This is a genomic window from Micromonospora sp. NPDC005161 (assembly GCF_053599855.1).
Genome location: NZ_JBSFYQ010000025.1, coordinates 96,275 through 114,546 on the forward strand (window position 1 = coordinate 96,275; position 18,272 = coordinate 114,546).

General features: G+C 72.3%; 15 protein-coding genes and 1 rRNA gene. 9 read left to right on the forward strand and 7 right to left on the reverse strand.

Annotated elements, in window-relative coordinates; all coding sequences use genetic code 11:
• Positions 1–20 precede the first annotated feature (20 nt).
• A complete protein-coding gene (locus ACWD5O_RS23160) occupies positions 21–1,403 on the forward strand; it encodes a hypothetical protein (RefSeq protein ID WP_450086523.1) in 1,383 nt (460 codons plus the stop codon).
• A gap of 6 nt (positions 1,404–1,409) precedes the next feature.
• Here ACWD5O_RS23160 and ACWD5O_RS23165 read toward each other — a convergent pair whose 3' ends face one another.
• Entirely contained in the window at positions 1,410–2,099 is a 690-nt protein-coding gene (locus tag ACWD5O_RS23165; protein WP_354965632.1) for a lysophospholipid acyltransferase family protein, read from the reverse strand.
• A gap of 163 nt (positions 2,100–2,262) precedes the next feature.
• Entirely contained in the window at positions 2,263–5,409 is a 3,147-nt protein-coding gene (gene ileS, locus ACWD5O_RS23170) for an isoleucine--tRNA ligase (protein WP_450086524.1), read from the reverse strand.
• A 378-nt stretch (positions 5,410–5,787) separates the two neighbouring features.
• Between ileS and ACWD5O_RS23175 the strand changes: the two genes are divergently transcribed.
• The 6 genes from ACWD5O_RS23175 (at position 5,788) to sigJ (ending at position 10,983) form a co-directional block, all read left to right on the forward strand.
• Complete coding sequence (locus ACWD5O_RS23175) at positions 5,788–6,753, forward strand: ArsR family transcriptional regulator (RefSeq protein WP_450086525.1); 966 nt, start codon at positions 5,788–5,790, stop codon at positions 6,751–6,753.
• 59 nt (positions 6,754–6,812) lie between these two features.
• Entirely contained in the window at positions 6,813–7,823 is a 1,011-nt protein-coding gene (locus ACWD5O_RS23180) for an ATP-binding cassette domain-containing protein (protein WP_450086526.1), read from the forward strand.
• Positions 7,824–7,834: 11 nt separating this feature from the next.
• Entirely contained in the window at positions 7,835–8,593 is a 759-nt protein-coding gene (locus ACWD5O_RS23185; RefSeq protein ID WP_450086527.1) for an ABC transporter permease, read from the forward strand.
• Positions 8,594–8,603: 10 nt separating this feature from the next.
• A complete protein-coding gene (locus tag ACWD5O_RS23190) occupies positions 8,604–9,392 on the forward strand; it encodes an ABC transporter permease (RefSeq protein WP_450086528.1) in 789 nt (262 codons plus the stop codon).
• A 287-nt stretch (positions 9,393–9,679) separates the two neighbouring features.
• Positions 9,680–10,111 (forward strand): carboxymuconolactone decarboxylase family protein, encoded by a 432-nt coding sequence (locus ACWD5O_RS23195; RefSeq protein WP_450086538.1) that lies wholly within the window; start codon positions 9,680–9,682, stop codon positions 10,109–10,111.
• A complete protein-coding gene (gene sigJ / locus ACWD5O_RS23200) occupies positions 10,108–10,983 on the forward strand; it encodes an RNA polymerase sigma factor SigJ (protein WP_354965639.1) in 876 nt (291 codons plus the stop codon). The genes ACWD5O_RS23195 and sigJ overlap by 4 nt, the downstream gene beginning before the upstream one ends.
• A 16-nt stretch (positions 10,984–10,999) precedes the next feature.
• On the opposite strand, the gene ndk is transcribed toward sigJ, so the two are convergent.
• Positions 11,000–11,425, reverse strand: coding sequence for a nucleoside-diphosphate kinase (ndk, locus tag ACWD5O_RS23205; protein WP_354965640.1), 426 nt, complete (start codon positions 11,423–11,425; stop codon positions 11,000–11,002).
• A gap of 141 nt (positions 11,426–11,566) precedes the next feature.
• On the opposite strand from ndk, the gene ACWD5O_RS23210 reads away from it, so the two are divergent.
• Positions 11,567–12,937: a VOC family protein gene (locus ACWD5O_RS23210; RefSeq protein WP_450086529.1), complete on the forward strand. Its 1,371-nt coding sequence runs from the start codon at positions 11,567–11,569 to the stop codon at positions 12,935–12,937.
• A gap of 30 nt (positions 12,938–12,967) precedes the next feature.
• On the opposite strand, the gene ACWD5O_RS23215 is transcribed toward ACWD5O_RS23210, so the two are convergent.
• The 3 genes from ACWD5O_RS23215 to ACWD5O_RS23225 are packed head-to-tail and all read right to left on the reverse strand — an operon-like array spanning position 12,968 to position 17,351.
• Positions 12,968–13,405 carry a DUF4233 domain-containing protein gene (locus ACWD5O_RS23215; protein WP_450086530.1) on the reverse strand — a complete coding sequence of 146 codons (438 nt, stop codon included), beginning with the start codon at positions 13,403–13,405 and terminating at the stop codon, positions 12,968–12,970.
• Entirely contained in the window at positions 13,402–14,736 is a 1,335-nt protein-coding gene (locus tag ACWD5O_RS23220; protein ID WP_450086531.1) for a bifunctional folylpolyglutamate synthase/dihydrofolate synthase, read from the reverse strand. The genes ACWD5O_RS23215 and ACWD5O_RS23220 overlap by 4 nt, the downstream gene beginning before the upstream one ends.
• Positions 14,733–17,351 (reverse strand): valine--tRNA ligase, encoded by a 2,619-nt coding sequence (locus ACWD5O_RS23225; RefSeq protein ID WP_450086532.1) that lies wholly within the window; start codon positions 17,349–17,351, stop codon positions 14,733–14,735. Before ACWD5O_RS23225 ends, ACWD5O_RS23220 begins: the two co-directional genes overlap by 4 nt.
• 70 nt (positions 17,352–17,421) lie before the next feature.
• Between ACWD5O_RS23225 and ACWD5O_RS23230 the strand changes: the two genes are divergently transcribed.
• Positions 17,422–18,108 carry a hypothetical protein gene (locus ACWD5O_RS23230; protein ID WP_354965645.1) on the forward strand — a complete coding sequence of 229 codons (687 nt, stop codon included), beginning with the start codon at positions 17,422–17,424 and terminating at the stop codon, positions 18,106–18,108.
• A 93-nt stretch (positions 18,109–18,201) separates the two neighbouring features.
• Here ACWD5O_RS23230 and rrf read toward each other — a convergent pair.
• Positions 18,202–18,272 (reverse strand): 5S ribosomal RNA (rrf, locus tag ACWD5O_RS23235); the annotation flags it as partial.

An 18,272-nucleotide genomic window follows, 5' to 3' on the forward strand; every position in this document is an offset into this window, starting at 1 on the left:
CGCGAGAGGAGATTGCCGCGATGCCGGAGCCCCAGCCGGGAGCAGGCCGTCCGGCCGACGGGAGCACCCCGGGCACGGAGCCGGACCGGGATCCGGCGGTCGCCGACGAGCCGACCTCCCGATCCGTACCGCCAGAGCAGCCGGACCCCTCGGACGAGCCGGAAGCACCGCACCAGCCGGACCCCTCGGACGAGCCGGAAGCACCGCACCGGCCACAACCACCGGACCAGCCGGATCCGCCGACCGAGCAGGCCGGCGGCGCCGACGCGGCCGAATCCCCGTCCGCCACGGCGGCCGACCTGCCCGCCACCGCGATCGACCTGCCCGGCACCGCAGCCGAATCGCCCGCCACGGCGGCCGAGTCCGCCGCCACCGACGCGGTCCCGCCGCCCCGGTGGAGTGGATCCGCGCCGGTGCCGCTCCCGCTGCCGCGCCGGCGGGCCTGGGGCGAGTCGGCCGAGCCGACCCCGCCGCCGCCGCTGCCCGACGAGCCACCGGAGCATCGGACCCCGGTCGACCCGTGGGCCGGCGTGGACACCAGCGGCTGGGAGCTGTCGCACGTCGAGCTGCCCCCGCTGCCTCCGACACTGCCCTACCCGGCGCCGCCGGCGACCCGGCAGTGGTCCGGTCCACCCGCTCCCCCGGTCGGGTCGCACCCGTTGTCGCCACCCGCCGCGCCGCCGCCGGCCGCCCGGCCCACCGTGCCGTCGCGTCCCACGCCGCCGGCCCGGCCGGTGTCGCCGCCCGCGCCGCCGAAGCAGCGCCGGGGCCGCCGATCCGCCGCGCCACCACCGGTGACGCCGCCGCCGGGATGGCAGGCGCCCAAGGGGTACGTGCCGGTCCCGGTCCGCCGGCGACGCCGCTGGCCGTGGCTGCTGCTGCTCACCCTGGCCTGCTGCTGCGGCTGCCCGGCCTACTACGGGTTCCCGATCTCGGCGCAGTACCCGGCCCGGGCGGCGCTGCCCGAGCAGGTGGCCGACCTGAGCCTGCGCCAGGACGACGGCAGCGCGAAGACCGCCCGGCAGTTGGAGAACGAGGTACGCCAGGAGCACTGGCTGGCCGAGGACACCTTCGCCGGCGTCTACGCCACCGCGGACGGCAAGCGCGTGACGGTCTTCGGCGGCACCGGCATCCGGCTGACGCCCGAGGCGGACGCGGACGCGGAGATCAGCCGGCTCAGCGAGCGCTACGCGCTGGACGCCCCCGAGACGGTGAAGACCGGAGTGCGGGGCCGGCACGAACGCTGCGCGGTCGGCCGGTCAGCCGACACCGACGTGGTGGTCTGCACCTCGGTCGACCACGGCAGCATCGCCACCGGGGTGTTCACCCGGCTCTCCGTCTCCGACAGCGCGGCCCTGCTGGACACCCTGCGCGGCCAGATCGTCCAGCCCAAGCAGAGCTGAGGACCGTCAGGCGTCGCGGGTCGGGTCCGGGTGGGCGCGCGGCGGGGCGTAGCGGGGCACGTACTCCTGGCCGGTGAGCTTCTGGATCTCGCTCATCAGCTCGTCGGTCATCTGCCGCAGCGAGGTGCGGTCGTCCGGCCGGCCGGTGAAGTCCAGCGGCTTGCCGAACCGAACGGTGATCTTGGCGGTGCCGGGACGGGGCACCCGGGCGCCGATCGGCTGGGCCTTGTCCGTGCCGATCATGCCGACCGGGATGATCGGCACACCGGCGGAGATCGCCAGCCGGGCCGCGCCGGTCCGCCCCCGGTACAGCTTGCCGTCCGGTGAGCGGGTGCCCTCCGGATAGACCACCACCAGATCGCCACCCTTGAGCGCCGGGATGGCCGCGTCGAACGCGGACAGTGCCGCCCGCCCGCCGGCCCGCTCGACCGGGATCGCGCCCAGGCCGGTGAGGACGAACTTGGAGATCGCGCCCTTCACCCCGGTGCCCTTGAAGTACTCCGACTTCGCCCAGAAGGCCAGGTGCCGGGGCACCACCGTGCCGAGGAACAGCTCATCGGCCACCGAGAGATGGTTGCCGGCGAAGACCGCGCCGCCGGTGTCCGGCACGTGTTCCAGCCCCTCCACGGTCGGGCGGAACGCCAACCGCAGCGTGGGCGCCACGGTGAGCTTGCCGATGGTGTAGAGCAGGGGCACTGGTCCTCCGGCAGATCAGGTGCGAACAGGCGGTGTCACGGTAGCGGACGCCGCCACACCCCCCGGACGGAGGTGGCGAGGCGCCCGCGCCCCGGCGATGCTGCGGTTAAGAAGGGGCCCTTCCTCTACACGAGGCGTTAGGAAGGGCCCCTTCCTTACACAGTCATACCCTGCGCACGACGACCGTCACCCGGTCGCCCTCGCCGACCTCGCCGGCGAAGCCGTCGAGGCCGTCGGCGAAGTCGACCGAGTCGGCCAGCACCTCCCCGGCGACGAAGTCGATGTACGCGGCCACCGCCGCGCGCACCTCCTCGGACGCCGACACCGACACCACGATCCGGTCCGAGACGTCGAGGTCGGCGTCCCGGCGCGCCTGCTGCACCACCCGGACCACGTCGCGGGCCAGCCCCTCGGCGGCCAGCTCCGGAGTGACCTCGGTGTCCAGCACCACCACGCCCTCACCGCCGGGCAGCGGCGCGGAGTGCTCGGCGTCGGCGGCGACCAGGCGCAGCTCGTACTCGCCCTCGGCCAGGGTGACACCCGCGGCCACCGGTGCGCCGTCGACCAGTTCCCAGTCGCCCGCCTTGACCGCCTTGATCACCTGCTGGACCTGCTTGCCGACCCGCGGGCCGAGCGCCCGGGGCACCACGGTCAGCACCTGCTCGCAGTAGTCGGACAGCTCCGCGCTGAACTCCACCGCCTTCACGTTGACCTCGTCGGCGACCAGGTCGGCGAACGGGCGCAGCTGCTCCGCCGCCGGCGAGGCCACGGTCAGCTTCGACAGCGGCAGCCGCACCCGCAGCCCCTTCGCCTTGCGCAGCGACAGCGCCGCCGAGGCGACCGCCCGGGTGGCGTCCATCGCGGCGACCAGCTCGTGGTCGGCCGGGAACTCGGTCGCCTCCGGCCAGTCGGTCAGGTGCACCGAGCGCTCCCCGGTCAGCCCGCGCCAGATCTCCTCCGCGGTCAGCGGCGCCAGCGGCGCCACCACCCGGCAGAGCGTCTCCAGCACCGTCCACAGGGTGTCGAAGGCGTTCGCGTCACCGGACCAGAACCGGTCCCGGGACCGGCGCACGTACCAGTTGGTCAGCGCGTCCAGGTAGGACCGGACGGTGGCGCAGGCGCCGGAGATGTCGTACGCCTCCATCTGCGCCTGAACCGTCGACACCAACTCGTTCGTCTTCGCCAGGATGTACCGGTCGAGCAGGTGCGTCGAGTCGGTGCGGCGCCGCGCCTGGTGCCCGTCGGCGTTGGCGTACAACGAGAAGAAGTACCAGACGTTCCACAGCGGCAGCAGCACCTGCCGGACGGCGTCGCGGATGAGCGTCTCGGTGACCGCCATGTCACCGCCGCGCAGCACCGGCGAGGACATCAGCATCCAGCGCATCGCGTCCGAGCCGTACGCGTCGAAGACGTGGTAGACGTCCGGGTAGTTGCGCAGGCTCTTGGACATCTTGCGCCCGTCCGAGCCGAGCAGGATGCCGTGGCTCAGGCAGTTGCGGAACGCCGGCCGGTCGAACAGCGCGGTGGCCAGCACGTGCATGGTGTAGAACCAGCCGCGGGTCTGCCCGATGTACTCGACGATGAAGTCGCCCGGGTAGTGGTGCTCGAACCAGTCCGCGTTCTCGAACGGGTAGTGCACCTGGGCGAACGGCATCGAGCCGGACTCGAACCAGCAGTCCAGCACCTCCGGCACCCGACGCATCATCGACTGCCCGGTCGGGTCGTCCGGGTTGGGGCGGACCAGCTCGTCCACCGCCGGCCGGTGCAGGTCGCTCAGGCGTACGCCGAAGTCCCGCTCGATGTCGGCCAGCGACCCGTAGACGTCCAGGCGCGGGTAGTTCGGGTCGTCGGACTTCCACACCGGGATCGGCGAGCCCCAGAACCGGTTCCGGCTGATCGACCAGTCCCGGGCGTTGGCCAGCCACTTGCCGAACGAGCCGTCCTTGATGTGCGCCGGCGTCCAGTTGATCTGCTGGTTCAGCTCGACCATCCGGTCCCGGAAACGGGTCACCGCCACGAACCACGACGACACCGCCTTGTAGACCAGCGGGGTCTCGCAGCGCCAGCAGTGCGGGTAGGAGTGGGTGTAGGTGTCCTGCTTGAGCACCACCCCCCGCTCCTTGAGCTCCCGGATCACCGGCTTGTTGACGTCGAACACCTGCTCGCCCTGGTACGGCGGGACCAACGCGGTCAACCGGGTGTGGTCGTCCACCGTGACGATGGTGGGGATGCCGGCGGCGTTGCAGACGTTCTGGTCGTCCTCACCGAAGGCCGGGGCCAGGTGCACGATCCCGGTGCCGTCCTCGGTGGTGACGAACTCCGCGCCGAGCACCTGGTAGGCGTTGTCCCCGGCCTGCTCGACGAGGAAGTCGTACAGCGGGGTGTAGCGGCGCCCGACCAGGTCACGGCCGTACACCGTGCCGACCTGCTCGTACCCCTCCAGCTCCTTGGCGTACGCGGCCAGCCGCGCCGCGCCCACCACGTAACGCTGACCCTCGCGCTCCAGCACCGCGTACTCGATGTCGGGGCCGACGGCCAGCGCCAGGTTGGACGGCAGGGTCCACGGCGTGGTGGTCCAGACGCCCAGCTTGACCGACCCGCGTACCAGTTCCGGCGCGGACTCGTCGGGGGTCAGCCCGAACCACACGGACAGGGTCGGGTCGTGCCGGTCCCGGTAGACGTCGTCCATCCGGGTCTCGGTGTTCGACAGTGGCGTCTCGCAGCGCCAGCAGTAGGCCAGCACCCGGAAGCCCTCGTAGATCAGACCCTTGTCGTGCAGGGTCTTGAAGGCCCACATGACGCTTTCCATGTAGTCCAGGTCGAGGGTCTTGTAGTCGTTGGCGAAGTCGACCCAGCGGGCCTGCCGGTTGATGTACCGCTCCCAGTCCTGGGTGAACTCCAGCACCGAGGTGCGGCAGGCCTCGTTGAACCGGGCCACGCCCAGGTCGATGATCTCGGCCTTGCTGGTGATGCCGAGCTGCTTCTCGGCCACCACCTCGGCGGGCAGGCCGTGGCAGTCCCAGCCGAAGCGCCGCTCGACGTGCCGGCCGCGCATGGTCTGGTAGCGCGGCACCACGTCCTTGACGTAGCCGGTGAAGAGGTGGCCGTAGTGCGGCAGGCCGTTGGCGAACGGCGGGCCGTCGTAGAAGACGTACTCGTTCTTGCCGTCGTCGCCGGCCGGGCGAGCCTCCACCGACGCCTCGAAGGTCTTGTCGGCCGTCCAGTGCTCCAGCACCCGGCGCTCGACCGCGGGCAGGTCCGGGCTCGCCGGGACACCGGCGGCGGTCGGGTCGTGCAACGGATAGGCCATCGGGGGTCGCTCTCCTCGCAGCTCACTCATCGGTGGGTCTGCGAGGACGAACCTTCCGGGGTACGCCTCAAACGACGCTCCCCGGGTGGCCCGCGGTACCACCCCGCTTGGCGGTCAGGATCGACCGCCCGCTCATTGGCCGGCTGTGACGGGCCGGACCCGTCCGGTTCTACTGGGCCGGTTGCCCGGCTGTTCTTCCGGAGGCTCACCGGTGATGGCCGGGTCATCGCCTTACGGTGCTCAACGATACTCGACCCACCCACCGGCCCGCCGCCGAGTAATCCCGCGAAGGAAGGGCCCCTTCTTATCGCCTCGTGTTGTACAAGGGTCCCTTCCTAACATCCAGGGGTGTTCCGCCACCGAGGCTAGGCTGGCCGGGTGATCCGGATCGAGCTGGACGAGCCGACGCTGACCCGCACCCGGATCGCGACCAGCCCGCTCTGGGAGGCCAAGTGCAGCCTCTACCTGCTCGACCGGTACCCGGACGAGGCGCCCTGGCCCTACACGGGCTGGGCCCGGCACGCCCGCCGGGCGCTCGCCGAGCTGCCCGACGCGGCCCCGCTGAAGCTCTACTCGGTCACCGGCCCGTGGTACCCGGACTTCCTCGGCCCGGTACCGCCCACCGCGAGCCCGACCCTCGCCGAGGAGCTGGCCGTGCTCCGGGCCACGCCGGCCTCGGTGATCGCCGAGCAGATCCCCCGCTACCACCGTCCCGATGACCTGCCGGGTTGGTTGCGCCCGTTCGTCACCGACCGGCAGGCGACCCTGGACCGGCTCGCCGACGGCCTCCAGGCGTACTGGGACGCGGCGATCGCGCCCTGGTGGCCGGCGATGCGGGCGGCGCTGGATGAGGAGGTGCTGCACCGGGCGCGGGCGCTCGCCGCGCACGGCCCGGACGCGCTGCTGGCCGACCTGCAGTTCACCGCAGTCGACCAGCGGCTGCTGCTGATCCCGTTGATCTTCTCTCGAGGAGCGCTCACCTGCTCCACCGATCACTCCGAGATCCTGGCGGTCTCGTACCAGGCCCGGGGTTCGGTACTGCTGGCCGGCCGGCCGGCCACCGACAGGCCCGCGGCGGATCCGGCCACCGACCGGCTGGCGGTGCTGGTCGGGCGGGGGCGCGCACAGGTGTTGCGGGCACTGACCCGACCGGCGACCACCGCCGGCCTCGCCGCGACCCTGGGGCTGGCCCCGAGCACCGTCTCGGAGCAACTCTCCGCCCTGCTCACCGCCGGCGTGGTGCACCGCCGCCGGGTGGGCCGGCGGGTGCTGTACGGCCTGGAACCGGCCGGCCTGGCCCTGGTGCAGCTGATCGGCGACGGGCCGGCGACCGCCTCGGCCTGAACATTCGGCCGGATCCGAATTCGTTTTTACCCGCCCCGGCCGCTCCTAGCCTCCGGGCCATGAGCGAACACGCGATCGAGGCGGTCGGGTTGCGCCGCACGTACCGCAGCCGGACCGGATGGTTACGACCACAGCGCCGGGAGGTGGAGGCGGTCCGCGGCGTCGACCTGACGGTCGGCCACGGGGAGCTGTTCGGCCTGCTCGGGCCGAACGGCGCGGGGAAGACCACCACCATCAAGCTGCTGAACACGCTGCTCATCCCGACCGCGGGCGAGGCCCGGATCGACGGCTTCGACGTGGTCCGGCAGACCCGCGAGGTACGGCGACGCATCGGGTACGTCTTCGGCGGTGACCGGGGGCTCTACGACCGGCTCTCCGCACGGGACAACCTGCGCTACTTCGCCGAGCTGTACGGCGTACCGGGGCGGGAGCAGAAGCGGCGGATCGCCGAGCTGTTCGAGCTGGTCCGGCTGACCGGGCGGGAGAACGACCGGGTGGAGGGCTACTCGCGGGGCATGCGGCAGCGGCTGCACATCGCCCGGGGCCTGCTGCACCGGCCGCGGGTGCTCTTCCTCGACGAGCCGTCGATCGGAGTGGACCCGGTGGCGGCCCGGGAGCTGCGGCAGACCGTGGCCGACCTCGCCGCCACCGGCACCACCGTGCTGCTCACCACGCACTACATGGCCGAGGCGGACGAGCTGTGCGGGCGGATCGCGGTGATCGCGAACGGCACGATCCAGGCCCTCGGCACTCCCGCCGAGTTGCGGCACCACGCCGACGGCCGGCAGGTGCTGGAGGTGGAGGCGTACGGGGTGGCTGACGGCCAGCTCGCCCTGATCCACGCCCTGCCGGGCGTACGCGAGGCGAGCGTGGTCGTCACCGGTGCGGCGCAGATGCTGACCGTGCAGTCCGACGCGGGAGTGGACGTGCAGGCGGACGTGTTGCGCGCGCTGGACGGGGTCCGGCTGGGCCGGGTCACCGCCCGGCAGCCCACCCTGGAGGACGCGTACGTGGCGATCGTGAACCGGGTCGACGCGCAGACCCGCCCGGTCGAGGCGGTGGCGGCGTGAGGACGTCGCGGATGATCGCGGTCGGGGCGCTCCTGCACGCCAAGCAGCTCAGCCGGTCGCCGTTCGAGATCGCCACCGCGCTGATCGTGCCGGTGGTGCAGGCGACCCTGGCCGTCCACCTGTTCCGGGCCGGCGGCGACCCGGGCCGGCTGCTGGAGGCCGCGGTCGGGGCTGGGCTGATGGGCATCTGGTCGTCGGTGCTGTTCGGTTCGGGTGGCGCCATCCAGAACCAGCGCTGGCAGGGCACCCTGGAAATGATCATGCTGGCGCCCCGGCCGCCGGCCCTGGTGGTGCTGCCGATCACGCTGGCCACCGCGCTCACCGGCACGTACGCCATGCTCGCCACACTGGCCTGGGGCCGGCTGCTGTACGGCATTCCGCTGGCCTTCGCCCACCCGCTGGCGTTCGCGGTCGCGGTACCCGGCTGCATCATCGGGCTCGGCATGTTCGGGCTGTTGCTCGCCTCCACGTTCGTCCTGCTGCGTAACGCCAACGCGCTGACCAACACGCTGGAGTACCCGATCTGGCTGGTCTCCGGGATGCTCGTGCCGATCACCGCGCTGCCCGGCTGGACCGGCCCGATCGCCGCCGTGCTGCCCACCACCTGGGGAGCGCGGGCGGTCCGCGAGGCGGCCACCGGCAGCGGGCCGGTCTGGCCGTCGCTCGGCGTCTGCCTGGTGATCAGCCTGGCCTGCCTGGCGCTCGGCGCGATCATGATGACCCATGTCGAGCGGCGGGCCCGCGCGGCGGCCACCCTCGCCCTGGCCTGAGGAGGCGACGATGCCCGCACTGCTCCGCCTGATCGGCATCGGTGGCGTGATCGCCTACCGTGCCCTGTTCAACTGGACCACCCCGGCGATGTTCGTCGGCACGCTGCTCGTCGGCCCGCTGTTCCAGCTGCTGTTCTTCGCCTACCTGGGCCGGCAGCTCGGCGTCGCCGACGACGGCTTCTACATCACCGGCAACGCCGTGCTGGCGGCCTCGGTGGCCTGCGTGTTCGGCGGCACGATGGCCGTCTCCAACGAGCGGCGCTTCGGCACGCTCGGACACGTGCTGCTCTCACCGCGCAGCCGCACCGCGGTCTTCCTCGGCCGGGTCCTGCCGTACGCGGCGAACGGCCTGCTGATCGCGGTCACCACACTGACCGCGGCGTCGCTGCTGCTCGGCCTCCGAGTGCCGCTCGACGCACTGCCGGGACTGCTGCTGGCCCTGGCGGTCGCGGCGCTCGCCTGCGGCTTCTTCGGCCTGACCCTGGGCGCGATCGGGCTGCGCTTTCGCGACGTCTGGTTGGTATCGAACGTCTCGGTGGCGCTGCTGCTCCTGCTCACCGGCGTCAACGTGCCCGCCGCCGGGCTGCCCGCCTGGATGCGCGTCATCGGCGAGCTGCTACCGATCACCCACGCCGCCGAGGCGGCCCGCCGGTTGGTCGCCGGCGAGAGCTTCCGAGCCGCCGCACCCCAACTCGCCGCCGAGCTCGCCGTCGGCGCCGCCTACGCCGTCCTCGCCGCACTCCTGCTCAAGCTCTTCGAAGCCGAGTCCCGCCGCCGAGCCTCCCTAGACACCCTCTAACCCGCTCCACCCCACCCACCCCACCCCCCCCGGCCCCGGCCCCCCACCCCGTTGATCATGAAGTTGTTGCCCGTCGCCACGGCGAGTCGTGACAACAACTTCATGATCAATCGCGGAGACCGGTCTAGCGGCCGGACATGACCGCGAGCGGCGGTACGGGTGACGCGGGCCGGAACGCCGGTTGTCCGGTCGGCATGAGCGGAGTCACACCCACCGCTGTCACGGCACACCCCGGCCGGTCCGTCGTGAGGGTGTCGAACCGATCAGGGGAGGTAGTCATGCAGCGGATGAACCCGGGCGAGGTGGCGCCGAAGGCGTACCAGGCCGTCATGGGGTTGGAGAAGTACGTCCAGTCGAACGTCGACCACACCGTGCTGGAGCTGATCAAGCTGCGGGCGTCGATGCTCAACGGGTGCGCGTACTGCGTGGACCTGCACAGCCGGGACGCGCTCGCCAACGGCGAGTCGAACCGGCGGCTGTTCGCGGTGGCCACCTGGCGGGAGGCGCCGTTCTTCGACGAGCGGGAGCGGACCGCACTGGCGCTCACCGACGCGGTCACGCGGCTCGGCGAGCACGGTGTCTCGGATGAGGTGTGGGACGCCGCCGCGAAGGTCTGGTCGGAGAAGGAACTGGCCGACCTCGTCATGGCGATTGCCACAATCAACGTGTGGAATCGGATCGGGGTGACCCTGCGGTTGGAGCCTCCGGCGCAGGTGTGAGGACCGAGGCGGCAGACGCGGCCGGTGCGCTCCAGGCGCACCGGCCGATGCTGCTCGGGCTCGCCTACCGGCTGCTCGGCAGCCGGCACGACGCGGAGGACGTGCTCCAGGAGACGTACCTGCGCTGGCTCGGCGTGGACCGGTCGACGGTGGCCGAGCCCCGCCGCTACCTGTCCCGGGTGGTCACCCGCCTTTCGCTGGACCGGCTGCGCGTCCGGCAGGCGGCGCGTGAGACGTACGTCGGGACGTGGCTGCCCGAGCCGGTGGGGACCGCGCCCTCGCCGTTCGGGCCGTTGGACCGCGCGGAGCTGCGTGACTCGCTGTCCGCCGCGCTGCTGCACGTGCTGGAACGGCTCACCCCGCCCGAGCGCGCGGTGTACGTCCTGCACACCGCCTTCGACCTGCCGTACGCCGAGATCGCCGAGATCCTCGATCGGACCCCCGAGGACTGCCGGCAACTGCACCACCGGGCCACCGCCCGGGTGCGACAGGAGCAGCGCCGCTTCACCGCCAGCCGGGCCGAGCGGGAACGTCTGCTGGACGCGTTCCTGGCCGCCGCCCGGGACGGTGACCTGGCGACGCTCACCGACCTGGTCGCGGCGGACGCCACGGCGTGGAACGACGGCGGCGGTCGGGTACGCGCCGCCCGCAACCCCGTCACCGGTGCAGACCGGGTCGCCCGGTTCTTCGCCGGGATCTACGGCCGGGCCCGTGAGTGGACGATGCGCCGGGTGGAGCTGAACGGGGAACCCGCCGCCCTGATGACCGGTGCGGACGGCAGCCGGCACACCTTGACCGTCAGCGCGGCCGACGGTCGGATCACCGGCGTCTACGTGGTCGGCAACCCGGAGAAGCTGCCACCGGTCGACTGAGCGCCGGCGGCGCGGCTCAGCCCAGCTCGGGGAACCAGAGCGCGATCTCGCGCTTGGCGCTGTCCGGCGAGTCGGAGGCGTGCACCAGGTTCTCCCGGTTGGACAGCGACAGGTCGCCCCGGATGGTGCCGGCGGCGGCCTTGCGCCCGTCGGTCGCGCCGACCAGCCCGCGGACCACGTCGATGACCTGGTCGCCGGAGAGCACCAGGGCGACCAGCGGACCGCCGGTCATGAAGCCCTTCAGCGGCGGGTAGAACGCCTTGTCGACGTGCTCCGCGTAGTGCTCGTCGGCGAGCGCCGCGTCCATCGTCCGGTGCGCCATCGCGTCGATCCGCAGCCCCTTGCGCTCGAAGCGGGAGAGGACCTCGCCGACCAGGCCGCGGCGAACCGCGTCGGGCTTGATCAGAACGAGGCTGCGCTCATCCGGACTGTTGCTGGACACGCTGGGTTCCTCCTGTACGCGCTGAACGCTCGGGATCGGTACGGTCAGCCTAGCGACCCGGTCCCGGCGCCGGCGCGGCGGCCGGTCTTTCCCCCGGTGGCCGATCCGGCCTAGCCTGACCCTGACCCCGGGAGGTCCACTGTGGCGAATGGCGGGAATCGAACCATCGCGCCGGTACGCAAGTTGATCGGCACGGTGCTGGGCACCGTGGCCACGTTCGTCGTCCTCTTCGGGCTGGGCATGATGAGCTGGGCCATCGTGGCGCTCGGGGTCGCCCTGCTGGTGCTGGCGATCGCGTTGGCCACCGTGCGCGGCGGTGGCCGCACCTGGGTGGTCGGTGTCGGGCACGTGCACAGCGCGTCCGAACCACCCACCCAGTACGCGTTCGGCCGCTGTGAGCTGCAACTGGTGATCGACGCCCCCGGTCTGCCGCCCCGGTCCAAGAAGATCATCGAACCGCGGGTGCCGGTCTCCAAGTGGCCGTCGCTGGGCCAGACCCTGCCGATCCGGGTCGCGCTGGACGATCAGCGGCACGTCAAGGTCCTCTGGGACGAGATACCCACCCACGCCGAGAGCGCCGCGGCCGTCGCCGACCTGCCACCCGAGTTCGCCGACGCCGAGGCCCTGGACGAGGTGCTGATCCAGCAGGACGCCCCGCCGTGGGCCGACCGTGCGCCGGACGACGACTTCCGCGACCCGCTCGGCGACCCGCTCGGCGATCCGTTTCGCGACCCACCCGGCCCGGACCCGCTCCGTGACGACCCGGGCGTCGCGCCCCCCGAGGAACGCGAGCCGGTGGTGGTGCACCAGAGCCCCGGCGGCCCGGTAGTGCTGGAGGGCGTCGTGGTCGAGCAGACGGCCGGCGGCCAGTCGGCCGGCGGCGGGCTGCCCCGGCGGGCCACGCCCGCGCCGCGCCCGCCCGCCGAAGAGCGTTTCGACCAGCCGGAGGCCGCCCAGCGCTTCGACCCACCTCCGGCGCAGCGGGCCGCTCCGGGCATGACAGACCCGCTGGACCCGCTCGACCTGCCGCTGGACGATCCCACCCCGCCCGGCGCCGCGCGCGAGACCGTCACCGCCGAGGAACTGGACGAGGCGATCTTCGGGTACGACACGGAGGCCGCCGCCGACCCGACCGCACCGATCAGCGGGGTCGGCCTCACGCTGCTGGTCACCGACCTGTCCCGGTCGCTCGGCTTCTACCGCGACGTGCTCGGCTTCACCGAGGTCGACCAGGGCGCCGGCAACGCCGTGCTCGCCTCCGGCACGACCCGCCTGGTGCTGCGTGAGGTGACCGGGGCGGCGCCGATCAGCCGCCGGCTGGTGCACGTCAACCTTGAGGTGGACGACATCGAGGCGGCGTACGGGCGGCTGCGCGGGTCCGGTCTGCGCTTCACGTACGCGCCCCGCGTCGTCAACCGGGGCACCAGGCTGGAGGTGTGGGCGGCGGCGTTCCGTGACCCGGACGGCCACGGCATCGCCCTCACTCAGTGGCGCGAACGCGCCGACGCCTGACCGCGAGCGCGGGGCGGTCCAGGTCGGCCGTCAGCCGAGGATGACCCTGCGGACGTGCAGCGCGTACGCCCAGACCAGCGCGAAGATGACGCCCAGCGCGAACAGCGACCAGTGCAGCAGGCCGGCCAGCAGCAGCAGGCCCTGGACCACGGTGCCGGCGTGCCACGCCCACGGGCGGCGCATCATGCCGGCGAGCAGGATGGCGACCACCGCCAGGGCCACCACCGCGGCGATCGCGGCCCCGCCCAGGTCACCGCCGACCACGCGGATCGGCTGGATGGCCAGCACCAGCACCAGCGCCTCCAGGCTGAGGGTCCCGGCGCCCAGGCCGCGTACCGCCCGTTCCGGGTTGCGCAGCCCGGACCGCCGGGGCTGCTCGCCCGAGGGTTGTTCGCCCGGCGACCCGGTCGTGGGCTGGTCCGCTGGTGGATGCTCGGTGCTGCGGCGGTCCCGCTCCGGGCCGGTCATCGCTTCAGCAGCCGACGGGCGTCGGCCACCGTCACCACCGACCCGGTGATCAGCACCCCGACCCCGCTGAGTTCACCCGGGACGTCCTCCTCGGCCAGTGCCACCGCCACCTCGATCGCGTCCGGCATCTCCTCGGCCACCTCGACCCGCTCCTCGCCGAAGATCTCGACGGCCAGCGCGGCGAGTTCCGCCGTCGGCATCGCCCGCGGCGAGCTGTTGCGGGTGACCACCACCAGGTCGACGACCGGCTCCAGCAGCTCCAACAGGCTGGGCGCGTCCTTGTCGGCGAGCACGCCGACGACCGCCACCAGCTTGCTGAAGGCGAACTCCTCCTGCAACGCGGTGACGGTGGCGGCCATCCCGTGCGGGTTGTGCGCGCCGTCCAACAGCACGGTCGGGGCATTCCGGACCCGCTCCAGGCGACCCGGGGAGCTGGCCGTGGCGAAGCCCTCCCGGACCGCCTCAATGTCCAGCTGCCGCGTGGTCCCGGCGCCCAGGAACGCCTCCACCGCGGCGAGCGCCACCGCGGCGTTCTGCGCCTGGTGCGCGCCGTGCAGGGGGATGAACACGTCGTCGTAGGTGCCGCCGAGCCCCTGGAGGGTGAGCACCTGGCCGCCGACCGCGATGGCCCGACTCAGCACGCCGAACTCGGCGCCTTCGCGGGCGATGGTCGCGCCCACCTCGGCGCAGCGTTCGAGGAGCGGACGCGCCGCCTCCTCCTCCTGCGCCGCCGCGATCACGGTGGCGCCCGGGTGGATGATGCCGGCCTTGGCGAGCGCGATGTCCTGGAGCGTGTCGCCGAGCCACTCGGTGTGGTCCAGGCCGATTGGAGTGATCACGCAGACGCCGGCCTGGATGACGTTGGTCGCGTCCTCGGCGCCGCCGAGGCCCACCTCGACCACCGCGATGTCGACCGGCGCGTCGGCGAACGTGGCGAACGCCAGCGCGGTGGTCATGTCGAAGTACGTCAGCGGCTCGTCCGAGCCCGCGTCGACCAGCTCCGCCAGTGGCCGGATCTCCCGGTACACCGCGGCGAACCGCTCCTCGCTGACCGGCTCGCCGTCCAGGCTGATCCGCTCCCGGACGGTCTCCAGGTGCGGGCTGGTGTACCGGCCGGTGTGCAGCCCGAACGCCCGGAGCAGCGAGTCGATCATTCGCGCGGTGGAGGTCTTGCCGTTGGTGCCGGTCAGGTGGATCGCCGGGTACGCCCGCTGGGGGCTGCCGAGCAGGTCGAGCAGTGACTCGATCCGGTCCAGCTCGAAGACCATGCGGGTGAAGCCGCGGGCGGCCAGCTCGGCCTCGACGGCGGCGAAATCGGTACGGTCGGTCACGAGGGAAGCGTCTCCAGAGCAGCGTCGATCCGGACCAGGTCGGCCTCGGCGGTGGCCAGCCGGTCGCGGATTTTCGCGACGACGGGCTCGGGGGCCTTGCCGACGAAGGCCGGGTTGTCGAGCTTCGCCCGGGCCTGCGCGACCTCCTTCTCGGCCGCGGCGCGGTCCTTGGTCAGGCGGGCCCGTTCGGCGGCCACGTCGATCGACCCCCGGGTGTCCAACGCGACACCGACCGCCCCGGGCATGGCCAGCGTGGCGCTGGCCTGGAAGGCGTCGCCGGCCGGGTCCAGTCGGACCAGTGAGCGGATCAGCGGCTCGTGGGCCGCGATGCTGGCCCCCGCCAACCCGTCCAGCCGGGCGGCCACCCGCTGGGTCGGGCGCAACCCCTGGTCGGAACGGAACCGGCGGATCTCGGTGACCACCCGCTGCACGCTGACCAGCTCCGCCTCGGCGGCGTCGTCGATCAGTGAACGGTCGGCCACCGGCCATGCGGCGGTCTGCACCGTCTCACCACCGGTCAGCGCGAGCCACAGCTCCTCGGTGACGAACGGGATGACCGGGTGCAGCAACCGCAGCAGCTGGTCCAGCACGTGCCCGAGCACCCGGCGGGTGGTCTCGGCCCGCTCGCCGCCCTCGGCGAGCACCGGCTTGCTCAGCTCGACGTACCAGTCGCAGACGTCGTCCCAGGCGAAGTGGTAGAGCAGGTCACACACCTTCGCGAACTCGTACGCCTCGAACTGCTCGTCGACCTCCGCGGTGACGTGCGCGAGCCGTGACAGGATCCACCGGTCGACGGTGGAGAGCTGCTCGGCCGCGGGCAGGTCGCCCGCGGTGTGCGCGCCGTTCATCAGCGCGAACCGGGTGGCGTTCCAGAGCTTGTTGCAGAAGTTGCGCGAGCCCTGGCACCAGTCCTCGCTGACCGGGACGTCCTGGCCGGGGTTGGCACCGCGGGCCAGGGTGAACCGGGTGGCGTCGGCGCCGAACCGGTCGATCCAGTCCAGCGGGTCGACCACGTTGCCGAACGACTTGGACATCTTCTTGCCGTGCTCGTCGCGGACCATGCCGTGCAGGGCCACCACGTCGAACGGCTGCTGGCCGTCCATCGCGTACAGGCCGAACATCATCATCCGGGCGACCCAGAAGAAGAGGATGTCGTAGCCGGTGACCAGGACGCTGGTCGGGTAGAACTTGGCCAGGTCCGGGGTCTGCTCCGGCCAGCCGAGGGTCGAGAACGGCCAGAGCGCGCTGGAGAACCAGGTGTCCAGCACGTCCTCGTCCTGGTGCCAGCCCTCCCCCGTCGGCGGCTGCTCGCCGGGGCCGACGCAGACGATCTCGCCCTGCGGGCCATACCAGACCGGAATCCGGTGCCCCCACCACAGCTGCCGGGAGATGCACCAGTCGTGCATGTTGTCGACCCACGCGAAGTAGCGCTTCGCCAGCTCGGCCGGCTCGATGCGGACCCGGCCGTCGCGGACCGCGTCGCCGGCGGCCTGGGCCAGGGGCGCGGTGTTGACGAACCACTGCAACGACAGCCGCGGCTCGACGGTCGTCTTGCACCGTGAGCAGTGCCCGACCGCGTGCACGTACGGCCGCTTCTCGGACACGATCCGGCCCTGCTCGCGCAGCGCGGCCACGATCGCGGGACGTGCCTCGAAGCGGTCCAGCCCCTCGAACGGGCCGGGCACGGTGATCACGCCGCGCTCGTCCATCACGGTCAGCGCGGGCAGGTCGTGGCGCTGGCCGATCTCGAAGTCGTTCGGGTCGTGCGCCGGGGTCACCTTCACCATGCCGGTGCCGAACGACGGGTCGACGTGCGCGTCGGCGACGATCGGGATGCGGCGCCCGGTCAGCGGCAGCTCGACCTCGGTGCCGATGAGGTGCTGGTAGCGCTCGTCATCCGGGTGCACCGCGACGGCGGTGTCACCCAGCATCGTCTCGGCACGGGTGGTGGCGACCACGACCTCGTCGCTGTACCGGATGGAGATCAGCTCACCATCGTCGTCGGTGTGCTCGACCTCGATGTCGGAGAGCGCGGTCAGGCAGCGTGGGCACCAGTTGATGATCCGGTTGGCCCGGTAGATCAGGCCCTCGTCGAAGAGCTTCTTGAAGATCGTCTGGACGGCGCGGGTCAGGCCCGCGTCCATGGTGAAGCGCTCACGGTCCCAGTCGACCGAGTCGCCGAGGCGTCGCATCTGGCCGAGGATCGCCCCGCCGGATTCGGCCTTCCACTGCCAGACCCGCTCGACGAACTTCTCCCGCCCGAGGTCGTGCCGGGAGAGGCCTTCGCCGGCGAGCTGACGCTCGACCAGGTTCTGGGTGGCGATGCCGGCGTGGTCCATGCCGGGCAGCCAGAGCGCCTCGAAGCCCTGCATCCGCTTACGCCGGGTCAACGCGTCCATCAGCGTGTGCTCGAACGCGTGGCCCATGTGCAGGGAGCCGGTGACGTTCGGCGGCGGGATGACGATGGTGAACGGAGGCTTGTCGCTGTCGGCGGAGGCCCGGAAGTGCCCGGCGGCTACCCACTGCTCGTACCGTCGCTGCTCTACCTCGGCGGGCTGGTACTGGCCGGCCAGGGTGGGGGCGTCGGGGCGTCGGGCATCGAGTCTGTCGGTCACCCGTGAAAGTCTACGGAGGGCTTCCGCGGACCTGACGTGCGCCACCTGCCATTCGCGTACGGTGTCGGCTATGTCCGACGCACATCTCACTGAGCGCCCGCTCGACGACGGTCGCGAGCCGGTGGAGCTGACCGAGGAGCCGATCCAGCTGAGCACCCGCGATCCGGGGGGTGACCCCGACGAGCGGCGTGGCGGGTGGTCCCGGCGGCGCCGCGTCGGCTGGGCGGTCGCGCTGGTCGTCGGCCTGGCCGGTGCGGGTGTGCTGGGCGCCGGCGGCTGGCGGGTGGTGCAGCAGAAGGACACCCGGCTGACCTCGCCGGACCGGGCGGCGGGCCTGACCCGGGACGACAGCGAACGCGCGAAGAGCACGGCGGACTACCTGCGCAGCGGCCTGGCCGCGAACATCGAGCTGGACCGCAGTTTCGGCACGGTCTACCGCGATCAGGCCGACGACAAGCGGTCGGTGCTCATCTTCGGGGGCACCACCCTGCTCTGGCAGCCGGAGCGGGACCTGGACAGTCTCTTCGGCCTGATGTCCGACGAAACCGGCAGGGTGACCGGCCTGCGCGAGGTGTCCGCGGGCGAGCTCGGCGGCGTGATGAAGTGCGGCAACACCAGCGGCGAGGGCGGTGACTTCGCGGTGTGTGGCTGGGCGGACCACGGCAGCGTGGTGATGGCGATGTTCCCGGGGCGGTCGGTCACCGACGCCGGCGGCCTGCTCCGCAACCTGCGCGCCGGCATGCAGACCCGGGGCTGAAACCTGAGCCGGCGTCCCACGCCGGCTGAGGTCTTTCGGGGTATGGAAATGCGTCAGGGCCACCCCTTGAAGGGGTGGCCCTGACCAATGTTTGTCCGGCGGCGTCCTACTCTCCCACACCCTCACGAGTGCAGTACCATCGGCGCTGGAGGGCTTAGCTTCCG